This is a genomic window from Microbacterium sp. NPDC080220, from assembly GCF_040686395.1.
Classification (GTDB): Bacteria; Actinomycetota; Actinomycetes; order Actinomycetales; family Microbacteriaceae; genus Microbacterium; species Microbacterium gawkjiense.
In genome coordinates, this window is sequence record NZ_JBFBOP010000004.1 from 45508 (window position 1) to 63257 (window position 17750).

8 protein-coding genes and 1 pseudogene are annotated in these 17750 nt (G+C 68.6%); 5 read left to right on the plus strand and 4 right to left on the minus strand.

What is annotated here, in order from left to right; translation table 11 throughout:
* Positions 1-26: 26 nt before the first annotated feature.
* The 4 genes and pseudogenes from AB0P29_RS07945 to AB0P29_RS07960 form a co-directional block, all read right to left on the minus strand.
* Complete coding sequence (locus tag AB0P29_RS07945) at positions 27-6122, minus strand: Ig-like domain-containing protein (protein ID WP_363379322.1); 6096 nt, start codon at positions 6120-6122, stop codon at positions 27-29.
* Between the two features lie 169 nt (positions 6123-6291).
* Positions 6292-8620 (minus strand): annotated as a pseudogene (locus tag AB0P29_RS07950) (excinuclease ABC subunit UvrA).
* Between the two features lie 60 nt (positions 8621-8680).
* A complete protein-coding gene (locus AB0P29_RS07955; RefSeq protein ID WP_363379323.1) occupies positions 8681-9250 on the minus strand; it encodes a DNA-3-methyladenine glycosylase I in 570 nt (189 codons plus the stop codon).
* A gap of 30 nt (positions 9251-9280) precedes the next feature.
* Complete coding sequence (locus tag AB0P29_RS07960; RefSeq protein ID WP_363379324.1) at positions 9281-11386, minus strand: acyl-CoA dehydrogenase; 2106 nt, start codon at positions 11384-11386, stop codon at positions 9281-9283.
* Positions 11387-11582: 196 nt separating this feature from the next.
* Here AB0P29_RS07960 and AB0P29_RS07965 point away from each other — a divergent pair, with 196 nt between their 5' ends.
* The 5 genes from AB0P29_RS07965 (at position 11583) to AB0P29_RS07985 (ending at position 17747) form a co-directional block, all read left to right on the plus strand.
* A complete protein-coding gene (locus AB0P29_RS07965; RefSeq protein WP_363379325.1) occupies positions 11583-12842 on the plus strand; it encodes a GNAT family N-acetyltransferase in 1260 nt (419 codons plus the stop codon).
* 12 nt (positions 12843-12854) lie between these two features.
* Positions 12855-14624, plus strand: a complete 1770-nt coding sequence (locus AB0P29_RS07970) for an alpha-galactosidase (RefSeq protein WP_363379326.1) — start codon at positions 12855-12857, stop codon at positions 14622-14624.
* Between the two features lie 231 nt (positions 14625-14855).
* Positions 14856-15974 carry a tyrosine-type recombinase/integrase gene (locus AB0P29_RS07975; RefSeq protein WP_233486705.1) on the plus strand — a complete coding sequence of 373 codons (1119 nt, stop codon included), beginning with the start codon at positions 14856-14858 and terminating at the stop codon, positions 15972-15974.
* Entirely contained in the window at positions 15964-16311 is a 348-nt protein-coding gene (locus AB0P29_RS07980) for a helix-turn-helix transcriptional regulator (RefSeq protein WP_061015168.1), read from the plus strand. Before AB0P29_RS07975 ends, AB0P29_RS07980 begins: the two co-directional genes overlap by 11 nt.
* 341 nt (positions 16312-16652) lie before the next feature.
* The gene (locus AB0P29_RS07985; protein ID WP_157543490.1) at positions 16653-17747 is read left to right on the plus strand and encodes a hypothetical protein; all 1095 of its coding nucleotides are present in this window, start codon (positions 16653-16655) and stop codon (positions 17745-17747) included.
* The last annotated feature ends 3 nt before the right edge of the window (positions 17748-17750 follow it).

The following is a 17750-nucleotide window of genomic DNA, read 5'->3' on the forward strand; positions in this document are numbered from 1 at the left end:
CGTTCAGTCCTTGCTCTCGAAGGGGGTCACGGCCGCGGCCAGAAGGTCTTCTCGGTGTCGACGCCGTCGCCCCAACCCTGGATGTCAACCCACACGTTGTAGCCGTCGCGGCCGGCGTAGCAGCCCAGTTGCTGCGAGCCCCTGCCGTCGAAGTTGATCGTGTAGGTCGAGAAGGCGCCATCGCGGTCGTTGACGCACGACACCCGGTGCGAACCGATGTTGAGGTTCTCCCAGTTCACGGTGTAGAACCGACAACCGTTCACGCAGCTGCCCGCGGCTCCGCCCTGCGTGACCCACACGCGCGGCTGAGGTGGCGGCGGCGCGTCTTGTGTGCGCGCGGACGATTCGGCTCTTGTGTTCTCGCTCCCCTCCGCCCGAGCGATAACCACGATTTTGACCGTCTTACTGAATCCAGGGTTGTAGGGCTTCGACCCATTGCCTGTCACGTCGAAGGTCTCGTTCACGTCACCCGTGATCCGAACCGTGCCGGACACCGGACGACCGTTCGCCGCGGGCAGCGTCCAACTGACCTCAACGTTCGTCGCGCCGGCGCGTGCTGATGCCGTGGGGCTGCCGATCTGACCATAGGGCGCGACCTGGTTGGACGGGGCGGATGCGGGGCCCTCGTATGTCGTCCCATCGGCGGTCGCGACGGCGCGGACCTGAACCGTGTACGCATTGTTGTTCGCGACGACGCCGTTGGCGATCCGGCCGCTGGTGCCCGAGCCGCCGCCGGAGGCCCAGTCGGCGCGCCAGCCGGAGCCGACGTTGTACTGGTACTGGATCTCGTTCGCGTTCGCGCCGTTCCCGTTGGCTGGCTGCCACTGCACGTCGATCAGGTTGTCGCCCTCACGTGCGACCACGTTGGTCGGCGCACTCGGCGGCGTGAAGGCGCGGCGCGGCGCGGACTGCGGGCTTCGATCGCCCCATCCCGCCTTGTTCTGCGCGCGGACGTCGTAGGTGTAGTCGGACTGCGACGTGTCGACGACGACGGCCTGGCTGGTCTGCCCGGCGGGCACGGCGATCGTGTCGACGACGTTGCCGCCGCGGATCACGCGGAGCTCGTACCCGCCGATCGCGTCGCCGTTCTCAGCGGGCCGGTTCCAGGACACGCGCATCTGCGCGCGGTTCCCCACCGGCTCGAGGCGCGCCACTGTGGGAGCGCCCGAGGCCGACGGAGGGGCGGCCGGAATCTCACCGGCGGACCACTGCGAGAAGTCCGACGGCTCGGGCGCGCGATTGTGGGCGCGGACGCGCACCTGGTACTCGGTGCCGTTCTGCAGGCCCTCCCAGCGGTGCGTGTTGCCCGTGAGGCCGGTCTTCTGCGCGACGCCCGATGGCGGCGCAGGGGAGATCTCGAGGGTGTAGCTCTCCACCGGCGAGCCCTCGGTGCGCGGGGTCTTCCACGCGATGTCGAGGCTGCGGTCGCCGAACTGCAGCGTCGGCGGCGCCGGCTGGTCGGGCCGCACGTCGGGCCGCGCGGTCTCGGACGGAACGGACGGGTCGGACTCGCCGACGCTGTTGGTCGCGGTCACGACGAAGTTGTACTCGACGTTGTTCGTCAGGCCGTCCAGCGTGCAGGTCGTCGACGGGCACTCGCGGGTGTAGCCGCCCGCCGTCGAGGTGACCGTGTAGCCCTCGATACGGCGGCCGTTGTCGACCGGCGGCGTCCAGCTGAGGACGACGGTGCGGCTCTCCACCGCCGTCACGGTGGGCTTGCCGGGCGCGTCGGGACGGCCCTGTACCGTGATGCGGATCCGGCCGTCGACCCGGCGGTCGGCATCCTGTGTCGCGTCCTGCACCGTGTAGCGGACGACGACGTTGCCGACGAATTCACTGCCCGTCGTCACTCGGACCGTGCCACCCGAGACATCGACGCTGGTCACCTCACCCGTCTCGATCTGCGTGTTCACGATCTCGAGCGGTGCGTCAGGGAAGGGATTGACATCGTTCTCGAGGACGTTGAGGGACACGGTCTCGCCCTGGTCGGCCTGCGGGACGACATCGTCGTTCACCGAGGGCAACTCGCGCGTCGACGCGGTCACCGTCACCTGGATGTTGGCCTCCACGGGCTCGGTCTCGTTGTCGGTCACGCGGACGGCGAGCGAGAAGCGCGTGCCCTTCGCGACGTCGGGCTGGGCGGACACCTGCAACGACTGACCGTCGACCGAGGCGCTCACACCAGCCGGCGGGTCGGAGGCGAGCGCGAACGTGAGGTTGTCCATGTCGCCCGGATCGGGGTCAGTGACGAGCTCCCGCAGACCGAGCGTGGCCGGGTCCTCGCCCGGCGCAACCGAGACGGACGCACCGATCATGGTCGGGGGCTCGTTGTCGGGTGGGGTCACCGTGATCGGGATGGTGAGCGTGGCCTTGCGGCCGTCCGCGTCATCGGGTCCATTGCCGTCGGTGACTTCGAAGGTCAACGCGTCCGCTCCGAAGTAGCGGTCGGCCGAGGTGTAGACGAGCGTCGACTCATCTTTGACGAGTCCCGCACCGTTGCTGTGTGCGGCAGTCACCTTCTCGGTCTCCGTGATGACCACGTCGCGCCCCCCGGACGCACGGACGTAGTCCGACAGCGGAAGCTCGATCGTCTCGCCGCTCTTGACGGTGACGCCCTCCGCCGAGATCAGCGTCGGCGGAAGATCGGCGAGTGCCGGGACGTGGATGAAGGCTGCGGCGACCTGGTCGTCCTCGTCCGTCACGAGGTAGGTGATGAGCTGACGCTCGTCACCTACAGAGAGACTCACCCGACCGCCTGAGAGGACACGCGCGTTCTCTCCGCCCTCGCCGAGCGCGACCTCCAGCGCCGAACGGGTGCCGTCGGGGTCGTCGTCGTTCTCGAGCACGTCGACGACGACGGTACCGTCCTCGGCCACGTCCTCCGCCCGGACCCGATCGTCGCGAGCGATCGGCCGGGCCAACGGCACGTCCGGGTCGACGGTGATCTGCACCGAGGTCGTCGCGCGAAGTCCGCGTTCGTCGGCGATCGTGTACAGCACGCTGGTCTGCATCGGCTCGTCGGGCGCCGCGATGAGGAGCTGTTGTCCTGACACCTCCGCGCTCAGTCCCGGGACGTCCGCGACCTTCACCGCATTCTCCGCGAATCCGAACTTGTCACCGTCAGGGTCGGAGTCGTTCTGGAGCGCGTCGACGGCGACGGTGCGGCCGGGCCGCATCGTGATGGTGTCGCGCACGGCGTACGGCGCCTGATTGGTCGACTCGGCCGGCGCGATGCCGACCTCGATGATCGCCGTCGCCTCCTTACCGAGGTTGTCACGGACGCGGTACTGGAAGCGGTCGACACCGACCGACTCCTCGAATGCGGTGTACGTGAACGAGTCGGCGTCGATGGCCGACACACGGCCCTTCTTCGGAGAAGATGCGAGACCGACGAGCTCCACCGAGTCGCCATCGGCGTCGATCCCGTCGAGATCGATCGCCACTTGCACACCCGAGCCGCTGAGGGTGCGGACCGTCACGTCGCGGGGGCGCGGCGCGGCGTTCGCGTCGTCGTCACGCGGGAGGATGCGGATGGTGACGTAACCGGCATCCCGCTGGCCCGTCGAATCCTCGACCTCGTAGGTCGCGTTGACCGTCTTGGGCTCGGGACCCGCGCGGAAGCGGAGAGTGTCCTCGGAGACGAAGAGGTCGCCGTCGGCCTCATCGATGAGCGGCGGCACGAGCTCGGGCGAGATGTGGATCTCGTCGCCGTTCGGGTGGAAGTCGTTCTCCATCACGGGGATGGTCACGACATCGCCGACGCGGACGACGACCTCGTCGTCGACGGCGATCGGCGGGCGTAGTTTCTCGGGGGCGGGCACCGGGATCACGATGACCTCGCCCGTGACGGACTGCGATCCGTTGGAGATGGTGTAGGTCAGCCGCACCTGCTTGTCCAGGGACGCCTGGTCGCTGACGCGGATCGTCTCGTGTCCCAGCACCGCCGCGGCGATCCCGCTGTCCTCGTCGACGGTGACCGACTGGACCACGAGGATGCCGCCGGCCGGGTCCGTGTCGTTGCCCAGCACGTTGACGAGCACATCGCCGCCTGCGGGGAGGAGTGCGACATCACGCACCGCAATCGGCGCGACGTCGGCATCCTCGTCCGGAAGGACGTCGATGCGCACGATGCCGGGAGCGGAGTTCGCGCCCGCAGAGGCGAGGTACGTGGCGTAGTAGGTGCCGGTGTTCGGAGCCTCGAACGTGAACGACTTGTCGGGATAATCACGGGTCACCGTGCCGCCGTCGACGTCGTCCACTCGCGTCAGCCGGAGCTGCTCGCTTCCGGTACTGGTGTCGTTGGTCAGCGGTCGCACTGTGACGGGACGGTCGGGTCGTGTCACGACGTGGTCCGCGTTGGTCACGGGGATCGTCGTTCCGAGGGGCCGGATGTCGATCCTCGCCACCCCCGTGGTGGAGTCACTGCCGTCGGACACGACCACGGGCACGTCCTTGCGCCCTTGCATGCCCCCGATCGCCCGGTAGGTGATCTGCCCGTCGGAGGTGAACTCGGCCTCATCCCCGCCGTCCGGGGTGACATCGAGCAGGAAAATGTCGTCGCCATCGGGGTCGATCCAGTCGCTAAGGACGTTGAAGGACACGACACCGCTCTGCTCGACGGTGATCGCGGTCCTGCGCTTCTGCGTGGGCGCCGAGTTCTCGCTCAGCGGCCGGACCTCGAGGTCGACACGCGCCGTGTCCTTGCCGCCGCGACCGTCCGACACCTCGTACCGGAACGAGGTCGTCCCCGCGGCATCCTCGGGCAGCGCGATCTGAAGAGCCGTGCCGTTGTAGATGGGCGTGATCTCACCCATCGACGGGTCGCCTGTGACCTTCGCGACGAGCACATCGCCGTCCGCGTCGAGGTCGTTCTCGAGCAGGGGGAGCACCGTCGTGCGGCCCGGACGCACCCCGTAGCGGTCGTTCTCCGCGACCGGCGGGGTGTTCTTCTCGGTGCGTTCGGGGAGCGTCGCCTGGACTGTCTCCTCGGTCGTCTCCTCCTCTTCCTCACCCTCGCCCTCGGGCGGCGTGAGGTCCTCCCAGTTGTCGACCTGCTGGAGGGCGTCGCTGGCCATCCAGGCGGACCCGCCGAAGATGTCGTTGAGGACCACGACGTCGCGGTTCACGCGGAAGCGGAGCTGGCTCGAGCGGTCGATCCCCTCGACCGTCTTGGTCACATCGTCCTCGTCGCCGACGCAGTTGCGGACGAAGGAGCCGGAGCCCGACCAGGCCCCGTACGCGCACCCCGCGACGTAGACCGGCTGCGCGGGAGCGCCGCCGTCACCGGCATCCGTCGTGACCGGGTCGCCGCCCGCGAGCGGGACGCGCACCAGCTGGGTGGGAGTCGCGAGCGTGACGGTGTCGGTCACGTTCGAGGGCTGCTGCAGGATCGCCTCGTCGGGCACCTGGGTCACGAGCCCGTCGCTCGTGTAGAGCGTCGAGGAGGTGCGGTCGAGGACGACGCTCACGCCGCCGACGGAGGTGATCGCGAGCTCGTCGTTCTTCTCGATGCCCTCGAGCTCGCGCTCGGCGGTCTGGACGAACGCCCCCTGCGCATCCGGCGCATAGGCGTAGAGCACACCCTTCTCGGCCGAGACGGCGTAGACGAGGCCGGCCGTGCTGACCGTGACCGCGGCGCCCCGGCCGAGCTCGGCGATCGGATCACCGGCTTCCTTGCCGACGGCGGCGAGCGAGGTGAACGGCGCGGCACGCAGCGCTCCGCCCTCGTCCATCGTCGCGACGGTCGGGCCGCCCAGCACGACCTGGGCGTTCGAGGGCAGGTCGGCCTTGTCGGAGAGCACGACACGAGCCGGGTCGATCGCCGTGGCGGTGTTCTCGGCCTGGTCCGTGACCAGGACGCGGTTGCCCGCCTGCTGGATGTCGTACTCCTGCGACAGCGTGCGGAGGCCGCCGTCGAGGAGGCGCGACTCGTTGTTGAAGTGCCCGACCAGCAGGCTCGTCTGCTTCGTCAGCCAGACGCCGCCGTCGTTCAGTTCGACCTCGGTCGTCGGCTCGCCGTCGTAGGTGAGCGCGAGTACACCGATGGCGACCACGGCGGCGGTCACGGCGCCGATCGATGCCATCGTGCGGGGCCGCGAACGGAGCCAGGCGAAGGACTTCATGAGCGTTCTGACTCCCCCCGGGCAGACGAGTTCGCAGGACCGTGCGCGCCCGATGGATGGACCGGACGACACGGCGTGTGGACGCGGTAAAGCCTAAGCGAGGGACCAATTTCGGGCGAGCGCGTGACGTGGGGAGTTCTCCCCACTTATGCTCTTCGGTTCGGTCGACTCAGCCCGCGCCGACGTAGCGGGCCAGGTGCTCGCCCGTCAGCGTGCTGCGGTCGGCAACGAGCGCCGCCGGTGTCCCCTCGAACACGATGCGACCGCCGTCGCGACCGGCGCCGGGACCCAGGTCGATGATGTGGTCGGCGTGCGTCATGACGGCCTGGTGGTGCTCGATGACGATGACGGAGTTGCCGGCATCCACCAATCGGTCGAGCAGGGCGAGCAGGTTGTCGACGTCCGCGAGGTGAAGCCCCGTCGTCGGCTCGTCGAGGACGTAGACCGCCCCCTTCTTCGCCATGGCGATCGCGAGCTTCAACCGCTGCCGCTCACCGCCCGAGAGCGTGTTGAGCGCTTGACCGAGGGTGATGTAGCCGAGACCGACGTCGATCATGCGACCGAGCGTCGTCTTGGCCGGTCCGGTCGTGAACCCGTGCGCCTCCTCGGCGGACATCGCCAGGACCTCGGCGATGTTCCTGCCGTCGAGGGTGTACTCGAGCACCGCTTCGCTGAAGCCGGACCCTTCGCAGACCTCGCAGCGCGTCTCGACGCTCTGCGTGTAGCCGAGGTTCGTGATGATGACCCCGAGCCCCTTGCAGGCCGGGCACGCACCCTCGGAGTTCGCGCTGAACAGCGAGGCCTTCACCCCGTTCGCCTTCGCGAACGCGTGCGGATCGCATCGAGCACGCCTCGTACGTCGCCGGGCTGGAGCGGCGCGACCCCTTGATCGGCGACTGGTCGACGACGACGACGTCGTCGAACGACGGGACGTTGCCGTGGATGAGGGAGGACTTGCCCGACCCGGCCACGCCGGTCACGACCGTCAAGACACCGAGCGGGATGTCGACGTCCACCCCCGTGAGGTTGTGCTGGGTGGCGCCGCGGATCTGCAGCGCACCGGTCGCCGGGCGGGTCGAGGTCTTCAGCGCTGCCCGGTGATCGAGGTGCCGTCCCGTGAGGGTGTCGGATGCCCGGAGCCCGGCGACGTCCCCCTCGTACATGATCCGCCCGCCGCGCGATCCCGCGTGCGGGCCGAGGTCGACGACGTGGTCGGCGATCGCGATGACCTCGGGCTTGTGCTCGACGACGAGGACGGTGTTGCCCTTGTCGCGCAGCAGGAGGAGCAGGTCGTTCATGCGCTGGATGTCGTGGGGATGGAGTCCCGCGGTGGGCTCATCGAACACATAGGTGACATCGGTCAGCGCGGAGCCGAGGTGACGGATCATCTTCGTCCGCTGCGCTTCGCCGCCGGACAGGGTCCCCGACGAGCGGTCGAGCGACAGGTACCCGAGGCCGATGTCGACGAACGACGCGATGACCTTGCGCAGCCCCGACAGGAGCGGCCCGACGGTCGTCGCATCGATCGTGTCGAGCCACGCGGCGAGGTCGGTGATCTGCATCGCGGCGGCGTCGGCGATGTTCACGCCGCCGATCCGGCAGGAGCGTGCGCCTTCGTTCAGTCGGCTGCCGCCGCACTCGGGGCAGGGGAGGAACTTGACGGCGCGATCCACGAACGCACGGATGTGGGGTTGCAGCGCCTCCCGATCCTTCTGCAGGAACGACTTCGTGATCTTCGGGACCAGACCCTCGTAGGTCATGTTCATGTTCTGGAGCTTGACCTTGGTCGGCTCCTTGTAGAGGAAGTCGGCGCGTTCCTGCTCGGTGTACTGCGCGATGGGCTTGGCCGCGTCGAGGAACCCCGACTCGGTGAAGATCCGGACCATCCAGCCGTCGACGTTGTAGCCGGGGACGGTGATCGCGCCCTCGGCGAGCGACTTCGAGCTGTCGAAGAGCTCGTCGAGGTCGACGTCGCTGACCTCGCCGAGTCCCTCGCAGCGGGGGCACATGCCGCCGGTGACGACGTCGGACCCGGGCACGGTCGGGATGTTGAACGAGAACGCCTGCGGCGACCCCACCCGCGGCTCGCCGAGGCGGCTGAAGAGCAGCCGGAGCATCGCGTACGCGTCGGTCGCGGTGCCGACGGTCGAGCGCGCGTTGGCCCCCATCCGCTCCTGGTCGACGATGATCGCGGGGCTGATGTTCTCGAGGCCGTCGACCTCGGGACGGGACAGCTGCGCCATGAACTGCTGGACGAACGTCGGGTACGTCTCGTTGATGAGGCGCTGCGACTCGGTCGCGATGGTGCCGAACACGAGCGAGGACTTGCCCGACCCGCTCACCCCCGTGAAGACGGTGAGGCGGCGCTTGGGGATCTCGACGTCGACGCCCGTGAGGTTGTTCTCGCGCGCCCCGATGACGCGGATGACGTCGTGCGCGTCGGCGACGGGAAGGTCGGATGCCGGCCCGTCGACGTCGGTGATCTCGTGCTCCGCCATGTCCGCCTCTCCGCCCGCCGTCCCCACATGATCCTCGCGCACACCCCCGGGGGCAAGCGGTCAGCAGCCGGCCCGGTGACACCCGCTCACGTGGTCGTCGACCATGCCCGTCGACTGCATGAGGGCGTACATCGTCGTCGACCCCACGAAGCGGAACCCGCGCCCCCGCAGCGCTTTTGACATCGCGTCGGACTCCGCCGTCGTGGCGGGGACCTCGGCGAAGGTCTCCGGTCGCCGATGGGATGCCGGGGCGAACGACCACATGAACGCGTCGAGTTCGCCCGGGGCCATCTCTGTGACGAGCCGCGCGTTGCCGATCGTCGCGAGGATCTTCGCGCGATTGCGGATGATGCCCGCGTCGGCCATGAGCCGGTCGACGTCGGCCTCGTCGAACGCGGCGACGGTCACCGGGTCGAACTCCGCGAACACCTCGCGGAACCTCGGGCGCTTGCGGAGGATCGTGATCCACGAGAGCCCCGCCTGGAACCCCTCGAGGCTCATCTTCTCGAACAACGCCCGGTCGCCGTGCAGCGGGCGCCCCCACTCCTCGTCGTGGTAGCGGCGGTACTCGGCGTCGTCGCCGACCCAGCCGCAACGAAGGAGGCCGTCGGGCCCGACACGCAGTTCCACGCGTGTCAGGCTACCGACGGCCCCCGACGCTCACTTCTTCTTGAGCGACTTCTCCGGCACGGGTGCCTCACCGCGAGCCGCGAGGTCGGCGTAGTGAGCCCGCGCCTCGTCCTGCCGCTGCCGCTCAATGCCGGAGGCGATCGGTGCGCGCACGTGCTCGGGCGCGAACCCGAACGCGTCGACGAGGTCCTGCGCGTGAGGACGCAGCCGCGCGCAGAGGCGGTCGATGTACTTCGACACCGCGGCGGCGCGCTGCGTCGACAGACGTCCGTTAATGAGGTGCCAGGCCAGGTGCTTCTCGATGAGGTGCAGACCGAAGAGGTCGCGCAGCCAGGTGAGGACCTGCCGCGTGCCGTCATCCTCGGTGGCCTTCACCGCATCCGAGAACGCCTCCCACTGCAGCAGCTCGCCGTGCGCCCGCGCGGCCTCGATGAGCTCGGCCTGGTGCGTGTTGAACAGCGCCGCAGCCTCGGCCGCGGGGAGCTTGGATGCCGGGCGCAGCGCGCCGGCGATGTCGGCGACCATCTGCTCGACGCGTCCCGCGAGCAGTTCGTGCTGCTGCTCGGCCCGGAGCCCCAGCTCGACCGAGCGCGCAGTCGAGCCGAAGTCGGCGACCGTCTGCCCGAGGCTGCGGAGCCCTGCGCCGTGGAAGACCTTGCCCGCCGTCTGGCCGACGGCGAACTTCGCGAGGGTAGCGGCATCCGCCCCCTTGAACTGCTTCGCGAAGTCGGCGAGCAGGCGCTTGCCGACCAGCTGGAGCAGCACGTTGTTGTCACCCTCGAAGGTCACGTAGACGTCGAGGTCGGAGCGCAGCCCCACGAGACGGTTCTCGGCCATGAAGCCCGACCCGCCGCAGGCCTCGCGCGCCTCCTGGATGGTCTGCAGCGCGTTCCAGGTGCTGAGCGGCTTGAGCGCGGCCGCCAGGGTCTCGAGGTTCTCGCGCTCGGCGGGGGTGTCGGACGTGCCGCCGAAGACGCCGTCGAAGGTGCGCAGCAGTTCGTCGTGCGCGAAGTACTGGGCGACGTTCTGCGCGAGGAGCGGCAGGAGGCGGCGCTGGTGCTTGCCGTAGTCGAGGAGAACGACCTCGTCGGTGCCGGCGCCGGAGTCGAACTGCCGGCGCTGGTTGCCGTAGGTGACGGCGATGTAGAGCGCGAGCGACGAGGCGATCGTGGCGGCGCCGTCGAGGGAGACGCGGCCCTGGACGAGGGCGCCGAGCATCGTGAAGAAGCGACGGCCCGTGCTCTCGATGGGGCTCGAGTAGGTGCCGTCGGGAGCGACGTCGCCGTAGCGGTTGAGGAGGTTCGTCCGCGGCACGCGGACGTGGTCGAACGCGAGCCGGCCGTTGTCGATGCCGTTGAGCCCGCCCTTGACCCCGTCGTCCTCGCTCTGGACGCCCGGGAGCAGTTCGCCGTCGGGCGTGCGGATCGGCACGAAGAAGCAGTGCACGCCGTGGTTCACGCCCTTCGTGATGAGCTGTGCGAAGACGGTCGCCGCCTGTCCGTGCTTCGCGGCGTTGCCCAGGTAGTCCTTCCACGCCGCGCGGAACGGCGTGTGGATGACGAACTCCTCGGTCTCGGGGTCGTAGGTCGCCGTCGTTCCGATCGCGGCGACATCCGATCCGTGGCCGATCTCGGTCATGGCGAAGGCGCCGGGGAGCTCCGCGTCGCGGATCGCCGGAATCCACGTGTCGTGGTGCTCTTTCGTGCCGAGCTGCAGCACGGCCGAACCGAACAGCCCCCACTGCACGCCGGACTTGATCTGCATGCTCGGGTCCGCGAGAACGAGCTCCTCGAACCCGGCGAGGTTGGCCCCGTTGTCTTCCTCGCCGCCGTACTCCTTCGGCAGGGCGCGGGTCGAGCCGCCGTTCTTCGCCAGCAGTCGCACCTGATCCATGACCCGCTCGCGGTGCTCGGCGACGCTCTGGCCGTCGATGCGCCAGTAGGCCGGGTCCTTGATGAGCTCGCGCACCGTGAGGCGTGTGTCTCCCCAGGTGCCGCGGAGCATCGCGCCCACGGCGTCGATGTCGATGCGGGGCTCGTGCGCTTCGTCGGCGGTGTGGGGCGCGGTGGGGGCGCCGCCAGCGGGGGTGCGCTTGTCGGCGGCGGGGGTGGAGGAGCGGACGACGGTGTCGGTCATCACTGGCCTTTCTGAGGACGCCGAATCGGCGACGGGACAGGGAAGTTCGACCACAACGGTAGGAGTCCTCCAACAGCGAACCAAAGGCGTTGTCCGGTTGAGACAAGATGCAGGAGGGACGTCGTCGGCCTGACTTGTGCTCCGCCTACACCGGTCGATGTCGGGGCGCCCTGGCAGACTCGCCCCGGAGGCTTCGATGATCACACTCGCCCGATGGGATGCCGCCGACCGCGGCCTGCTGACGCTCTTGAACACACCCGCCATGACGTCATATCTGGGCGGCCCCGAGACCGAGGAGCAGCTTGACGACCGGCACGACCGGTACGTGCGCACGTGGTCCGATCGACCGGGAGCGATGTACCGCATCGACGTCGACGGCGAGCCCGCCGGTGCGATCGGATTCTGGCCCGTCGACGAGGAGGGGACCCCCGCCTTCGAGACCGGGTGGAGCGTCCTCCCCGGCTTCCAGGGGCGCGGCGTTGCCACCGCGGCGCTGCGCCTGCTGATCGCCGAGGTGCGTCGTGACGGCACCCGAACGCTCCTCACCGCGTATCCCGGCGTCGACAACGCCCCCTCGAACGCGCTGTGCGCCCGAGCCGGCTTCGAGGAACGCGGCATCGGATCGGAGCCGTGGCGCGGCGGCATCCTCACCTTCCGGAGGTGGGTGCTCGACATGTCGCCGCTGGATCTGACCGGACGTACCCCCGATGTCGACGAGCGCTTCACAGGTGACGCTCTCGACGCGGAGCGGTGGTGGCCGCATCACCTGCCGCATTGGTCGTCGCGCTCGCGGACGGCGGCCCGGTACCGGGTCGACGGCGGCCTCGAGCTGCGCATCGACGCGGACACCGAACCGTGGGCGCCGGAGTGGGACGGTGACGTCCGCGTCTCGCACCTGCAGACCGGGCAGGCCACCGCCGAGGTCGGATCGGATGCCGGGCAGCACCGCTTCCGCGACGGGCTGGTCGTCCGCGAGTCCCAGGTGGAGCGGCGCCTGTGGCTACCCCGCTTCGGGGTGATCGCGGCACGCCTCGCCGCGGTGCGGCATCCGGACGCGATGGTCGCGTTCTGGCCGATCGGGTTCGAGGACTCGCCCGAGGAATCCGGGGAGATCTGCATCGCCGAGATCTTCGGATCGGAGGTGGACGACACCGGCGGATGGGTCGGGGTCGGCGTCAAGGCCCACCATGACCCGCGGCTGCGCGACGACGTCGAGAGGATCCGCATCGACGGCGACCTCACCACGCTGCACGAGTACGCCGTCGACTGGTCTCCCGATCGGCTGCGGTTCTTCATCGACGGTCGGTGGGTGAAGACGGTCGCCCAGCGGATCGACTACCCGGTGCAGCTCATGCTCGACCTCTACGAGCTGCCGCGACGGGACGGACCGCGCGATGGCGGAGCTCTTCCGCACGTGATGCGCATCGAACGTGTGTGCACGTTCCCAGACTCCTGACACACTGGGAGCATGCGCGTCCTTTCCGCTGACGAGACCGTCGTCCACCTTCGCTCCGGCGGCACCAGCGTCGTCGTCGACCTGCAGCCCGGAGCGGTCCCCGCGATCGTCCACTGGGGCGATGACCTGGGCGATGCGCCGCGCGAGACGCTCGTCTCGCTGGCCACCGCATCCCGCCTGCAGCGCATCTCGGGCGGGCTCGACCACACCGTGCGCCTCGGGGTAGTCACGACGGCGGCCTCGGGGTGGGCCGGCACCCCCGCTCTCGAAGGCCACCGCGACGGCGCGGGCGTCAGCGCGCTGTTCACCGTCGTCGAGACGCGCACCTCGGGCGACGCGCTCGAGGTGGAACTCGCCGACAGCGAGGCCGGCGTGTCGGCGCGCTACGAACTGCGTGTGACGCCCTCGGGCCTCGTGCGCGCCCGGACGACCCTGCGGAACGACGGCGACGGCCATTACACGGTGCAGGCGCTGCACGTGACGCTCCCCCTGCCGTGGGAGGCGACGGAGATCCTCGACACGACGGGCCGCCACTTGCGGGAGCGGTCCGCCCAACGTCACGAGCTGACGTTCGGGACGCACCTGCGCGAGTCCCGGCGCGGCCGCCCCGGTGCCGACGCCACCCTGCTGCTGGCCGCGGGCGTCCCGGGGTTCGGGTTCGAACGGGGCCGTGTACACGGGGTGCACCTGGCGTGGAGCGGCAACTCGCGGATCTTCGCGGAGCGGGTCCCGACCGGAGAGTCCTTCCTCGGAGCCGGCGAGCTCTACCTGCCGGGGGAGATCCGTCTCGCGCCGGGTGAGGAGATCTCGTCTCCCGAACTGCTGGGGTCGTGGGGCGACGGCCTCGACGAGCTCGCGGCGCGGTTCCATGACGAGTGGCGGGCGCGGCCGCAGCATCCGACCCGTCCCCGGCCGATCACGCTCAACACGTGGGAAGCGGTGTACTTCGACCACCGCCTCCCGAAGCTGATCGCCCTCGCCGACGCCGCGGCCGAGCTCGGCGTGGAACGGTACGTGCTCGACGACGGCTGGTTCCGCCACCGCCGCGACGATACCGCCGGCCTCGGCGACTGGTACGTCGACGACACCGTCTGGCCCGACGGCCTGCACCCGATCGCCGACCACGTCGTGGCGAAGGGCATGGACTTCGGGCTCTGGTTCGAACCCGAGATGGTCAACCCCGACAGCGACCTCGCCCTGGCGCACCCCGACTGGATCCTCCGCGGCCGCACCGAGCTGCCGCCCTCCGCACGCCAGCAGCAGGTCCTGAACCTCGCGCACCCCGACGCGTACGCCTACATCCTGGGCGTCATCTCCGACATCCTCGCCGCGTACCCGATCGCGTACGTGAAATGGGATCACAACCGCGACCTCGTCGACGCGGCCGCCGGTCCCGGCGGGGCGGCGCTCGTGCACGCCCAGACCCTCGCGGTGTACCGCCTGATCGACGACCTCAAGGCCGCGCACCCGGGCCTGGAGATCGAGAGCTGCGCCTCCGGCGGTGCCCGGGTGGACCTCGGCATCCTGGATCGCACCGACCGGATCTGGACCAGCGACTGCCTCGACCCGATCGAACGCCTCGAGAACCAGCGGTACACCGCTCTGGTCGTGCCGCCCGAGATGATGGGCATGCACCTGACCACGCCGCACGTGCACTCCACCGGCCGCACCGTCTCCCTCACCCTCAGCGGCGCCGTCGCCTTGTTCGGTCACTTCGGCATCGAATGGGGACCAAGCAGTATCGACATCAGATGCATCACTTGCTTGCGATTGCATGGTTGATCTGGAGTTTCTCGGTCGCGGCAGGAGGCTCGGCGGGAGCTGGCCGCCGAGCCCAGGAGTGGATCACGGGCGGCGTGGCTGTCGCGTATGGTGCCGACAAGGGTGATTCGGCTACCAAGTCACCTTCTTGCCTGCTGGGGTGGTGCTTCACGAACGTGTCCAACAGCCTCTGCGGGTGAAGATCATGGAGAGTGGTTGCAACAATGATGCAACTGCTGCAACCATGGAGGGGTGCGTTCTGGTTCAGATGTTGATGGTCGCTCTTCGCTGCGGCTGACAGGAAATGTCGTCGCCCTCGATGAGGGGAAGTACGTCTTCGAGTCGATGCTGGATGGCTGGGCGAACCAGCAGACAAGTCGCGGTTTGCAGGCGACCACCATCGATTCGCGCCGGCGGTTCATCGAGGATTTCGCCGAGTTCTGCGCGGCGTACCCGTGGCAGTGGCAGCCGCGGGATCTCGAGGACTATTCAGTGCGCGTGCGACCCGGCAAGGGTCCCTTGAAGCGGTCAACGATTCGGGGGTATCAGACGAGGATCCGTCTGTTCTGCGACTTCCTCACTGACCCGCGGTACGGCTGGCAGGCGGAGTGTCTGGCTCGGTTCGGGGATGCGCCGCAGCAGATCTGCCATGACTGGAACACGATCTCGCACCTGCTCGACCATGAGGGGGATCCCGGGCGACGTGCCCTCACTTTCGATGAGCTGGAGCGGTTCTTCGATGCTGCGGATGCTCGGGTCGAGGCGATCGTACGTGCCAGGAGGAAGGGTGCGCTTGCTGCGCTCCGGAACGCGCAGATGTTCAAGACCATCTACGCCTTTGGGCTGCGGCGTTCCGAGTGCATTGGGCTCGACGTTGCCGATCTGCGGTCGAACCCGGTGGCCCCGGGGTTCGGGAGTTTCGGAGCGGTGTATGTCCGGCACGGGAAGGGCAGTCGGGGCACCGGTCCGAAGCGACGGACCGTGCTGACTCTGCCCGAGTTCGACTGGGTCGTTGACGGCCTCACCCATTGGGTGGACCAGGGCCGGCCGCGGGTGGTCGGTGATTGGGAGACGGACATCCTCTGGCCGACGGAGCGCAGGACCAGAATCGGTGGCCGCTACCTGAACGACCGTTTCGCCGAGCTGCGCGACGAAGCCGGACTTCCGGAAGAGCTGGTTCTGCACTCGCTGCGGCACACCTATGTGACGAACCTCATCGAGTGGGGCTACAGCGAGAAGTTCGTGCAGGATCAGGTGGGCCACACGTTCGCTTCGACGACGGCGATCTACACGTCTGTCGGGGACGACTATAAGAACCGGGTGCTCGCTGATGCGCTCAAGAGGAACACGGAGGACCGTGATGGGGACTGACTCGAAGGGGCCGATCGACTGGCACCTGCGTGCTCTGATGGCCGAGGCTGGGATGTTCCAGACCACGGAGCTGCTCGCGCCGCTGCGCGAGCAGGGCATCGTCTTGTCCCGCGAGCAGGTGTATCGACTGGTCACCAAAGCACCGGAGCGGTTGAACGTCGAAGTTCTTGCGGCGCTGTGCCGCATCTTCGGATGCCAGCCGAACGACCTCATCACTGTCGTGGCGCGACCGGCAGCGGCGAAGAAGACGGGCACTGGGCGGGGGCGTGACACGGCGATCGGGGACCTTCGTCCTGTGCGTGCGCGACTTCATCGTCCCGCCGATCCAGGCCGATGACGGCTACGCCGTCACAGACGTGTGACCGTTGCGGGCGTTCGAGCGCGGGCCGTTACTCGCTGCTCGGCGAGAAGATCTGCAACGTCTGCTACAGCGCGCTCCGCAGGAACCCGTCAGAGTGTCCGTTGTGCGGGAACATCCGAGTCCTCGCATTTCGCACCGATGAAGGCGTAATCACCTGTGCGATCTGCGCCGGACACCCGCCACGGTTCGCGTGCCGCACGTGCGGCAGTGAGGAGTTCCTGACCGGAACGCACTGCGGGCGATGCCGGCTGCAGGCACGACTGGACGAGCTCATCGGACCCAAGGGATCGGCTCCGATCGAGCTGACCAGGCTTCGCGTGTACCTTGCGAACGCGCCGATGGACCCGCGTTCGGTGGTGCGCTGGCTGCGGCGGCCGCACGTCACAGAGACCCTGCGCGGCATGGCCACGGGCGCGCTGCCCGTTGATCACTCGTCTCTTGATCAACTCCAGCAAAGGCCAGCAACGCGGTATTTCCGGCGTCTGCTCATCGAAGCCCAGGTGCTGCCGAACATCCACGTGCTGCAGCACGAGCTCACGCTGCACGTTGCCGCGGTGGCTGCGACTCTCGAGCGCCCGACCGGGAACAAGCTCCGCCGCTTCTACAGATGGGACGTGTTGCCCAAGCTTCACAGGCGCTATCGAGACCGCGATCGAGACCTGTCCAACGAGGCCTTCATCGGCCAGCGCGGGAAACTGGCCGCGGTCGTCCGGTTCCTGACCTGGATGGATGCTCGCGGGCTCGCCGTCAGTGACCTTGATCAACGCACGCTCGATCACTACATCGCCCGCGTCAAGACGCGAGAGCCCGTGGAGCACTTCGTGCGGTGGGCGACCAAGACGCGGCTGACGGGCGACCTCGCCACCAACGTCCGGGCTGCACGGAACACGATGTCGAACGTGACCGAGGAGGAGCTGTGGCGCGATATCGACCTTCTGCTCAACGGAGAAGATGTGGAACTGGAAGTGCGCGTGGCAGGGCTGTTCATGCTCCTCTATGCGCAGATCCTCGGACGCGCCGTCAGTATGACTCGCGACCGAGTAGACGCCACCGGGGCGCAGGTGACCGTGCGGTTCGGGGTCACGCCCGTCGTGCTCGATGACCGGGTCGGGGACATCGTCAGACGGCACCTCTCCGCCGCGCCGCGACGGGGATACGCCGCGGGGGAATCGAGCTGGCTGTTCGAGGGACTCTCGCCCGGCGCTCACATGACTGCGGCCTACATCAGGCTGCGCCTCACGGAACTCGGGATCCGTCCACGCGTGTCACGCGAGACCCGGATGAACCTGCTGAGCATGCGGATGCCCTCGGCCGTGGTTGCCGACGTCATCGGAATCGGCAACCACACGGCGGACCGGCGTAAGAGCAAAGCCGGCGGGATCTGGTCGAACTACCCAGCCGTGCGTCGATGACTA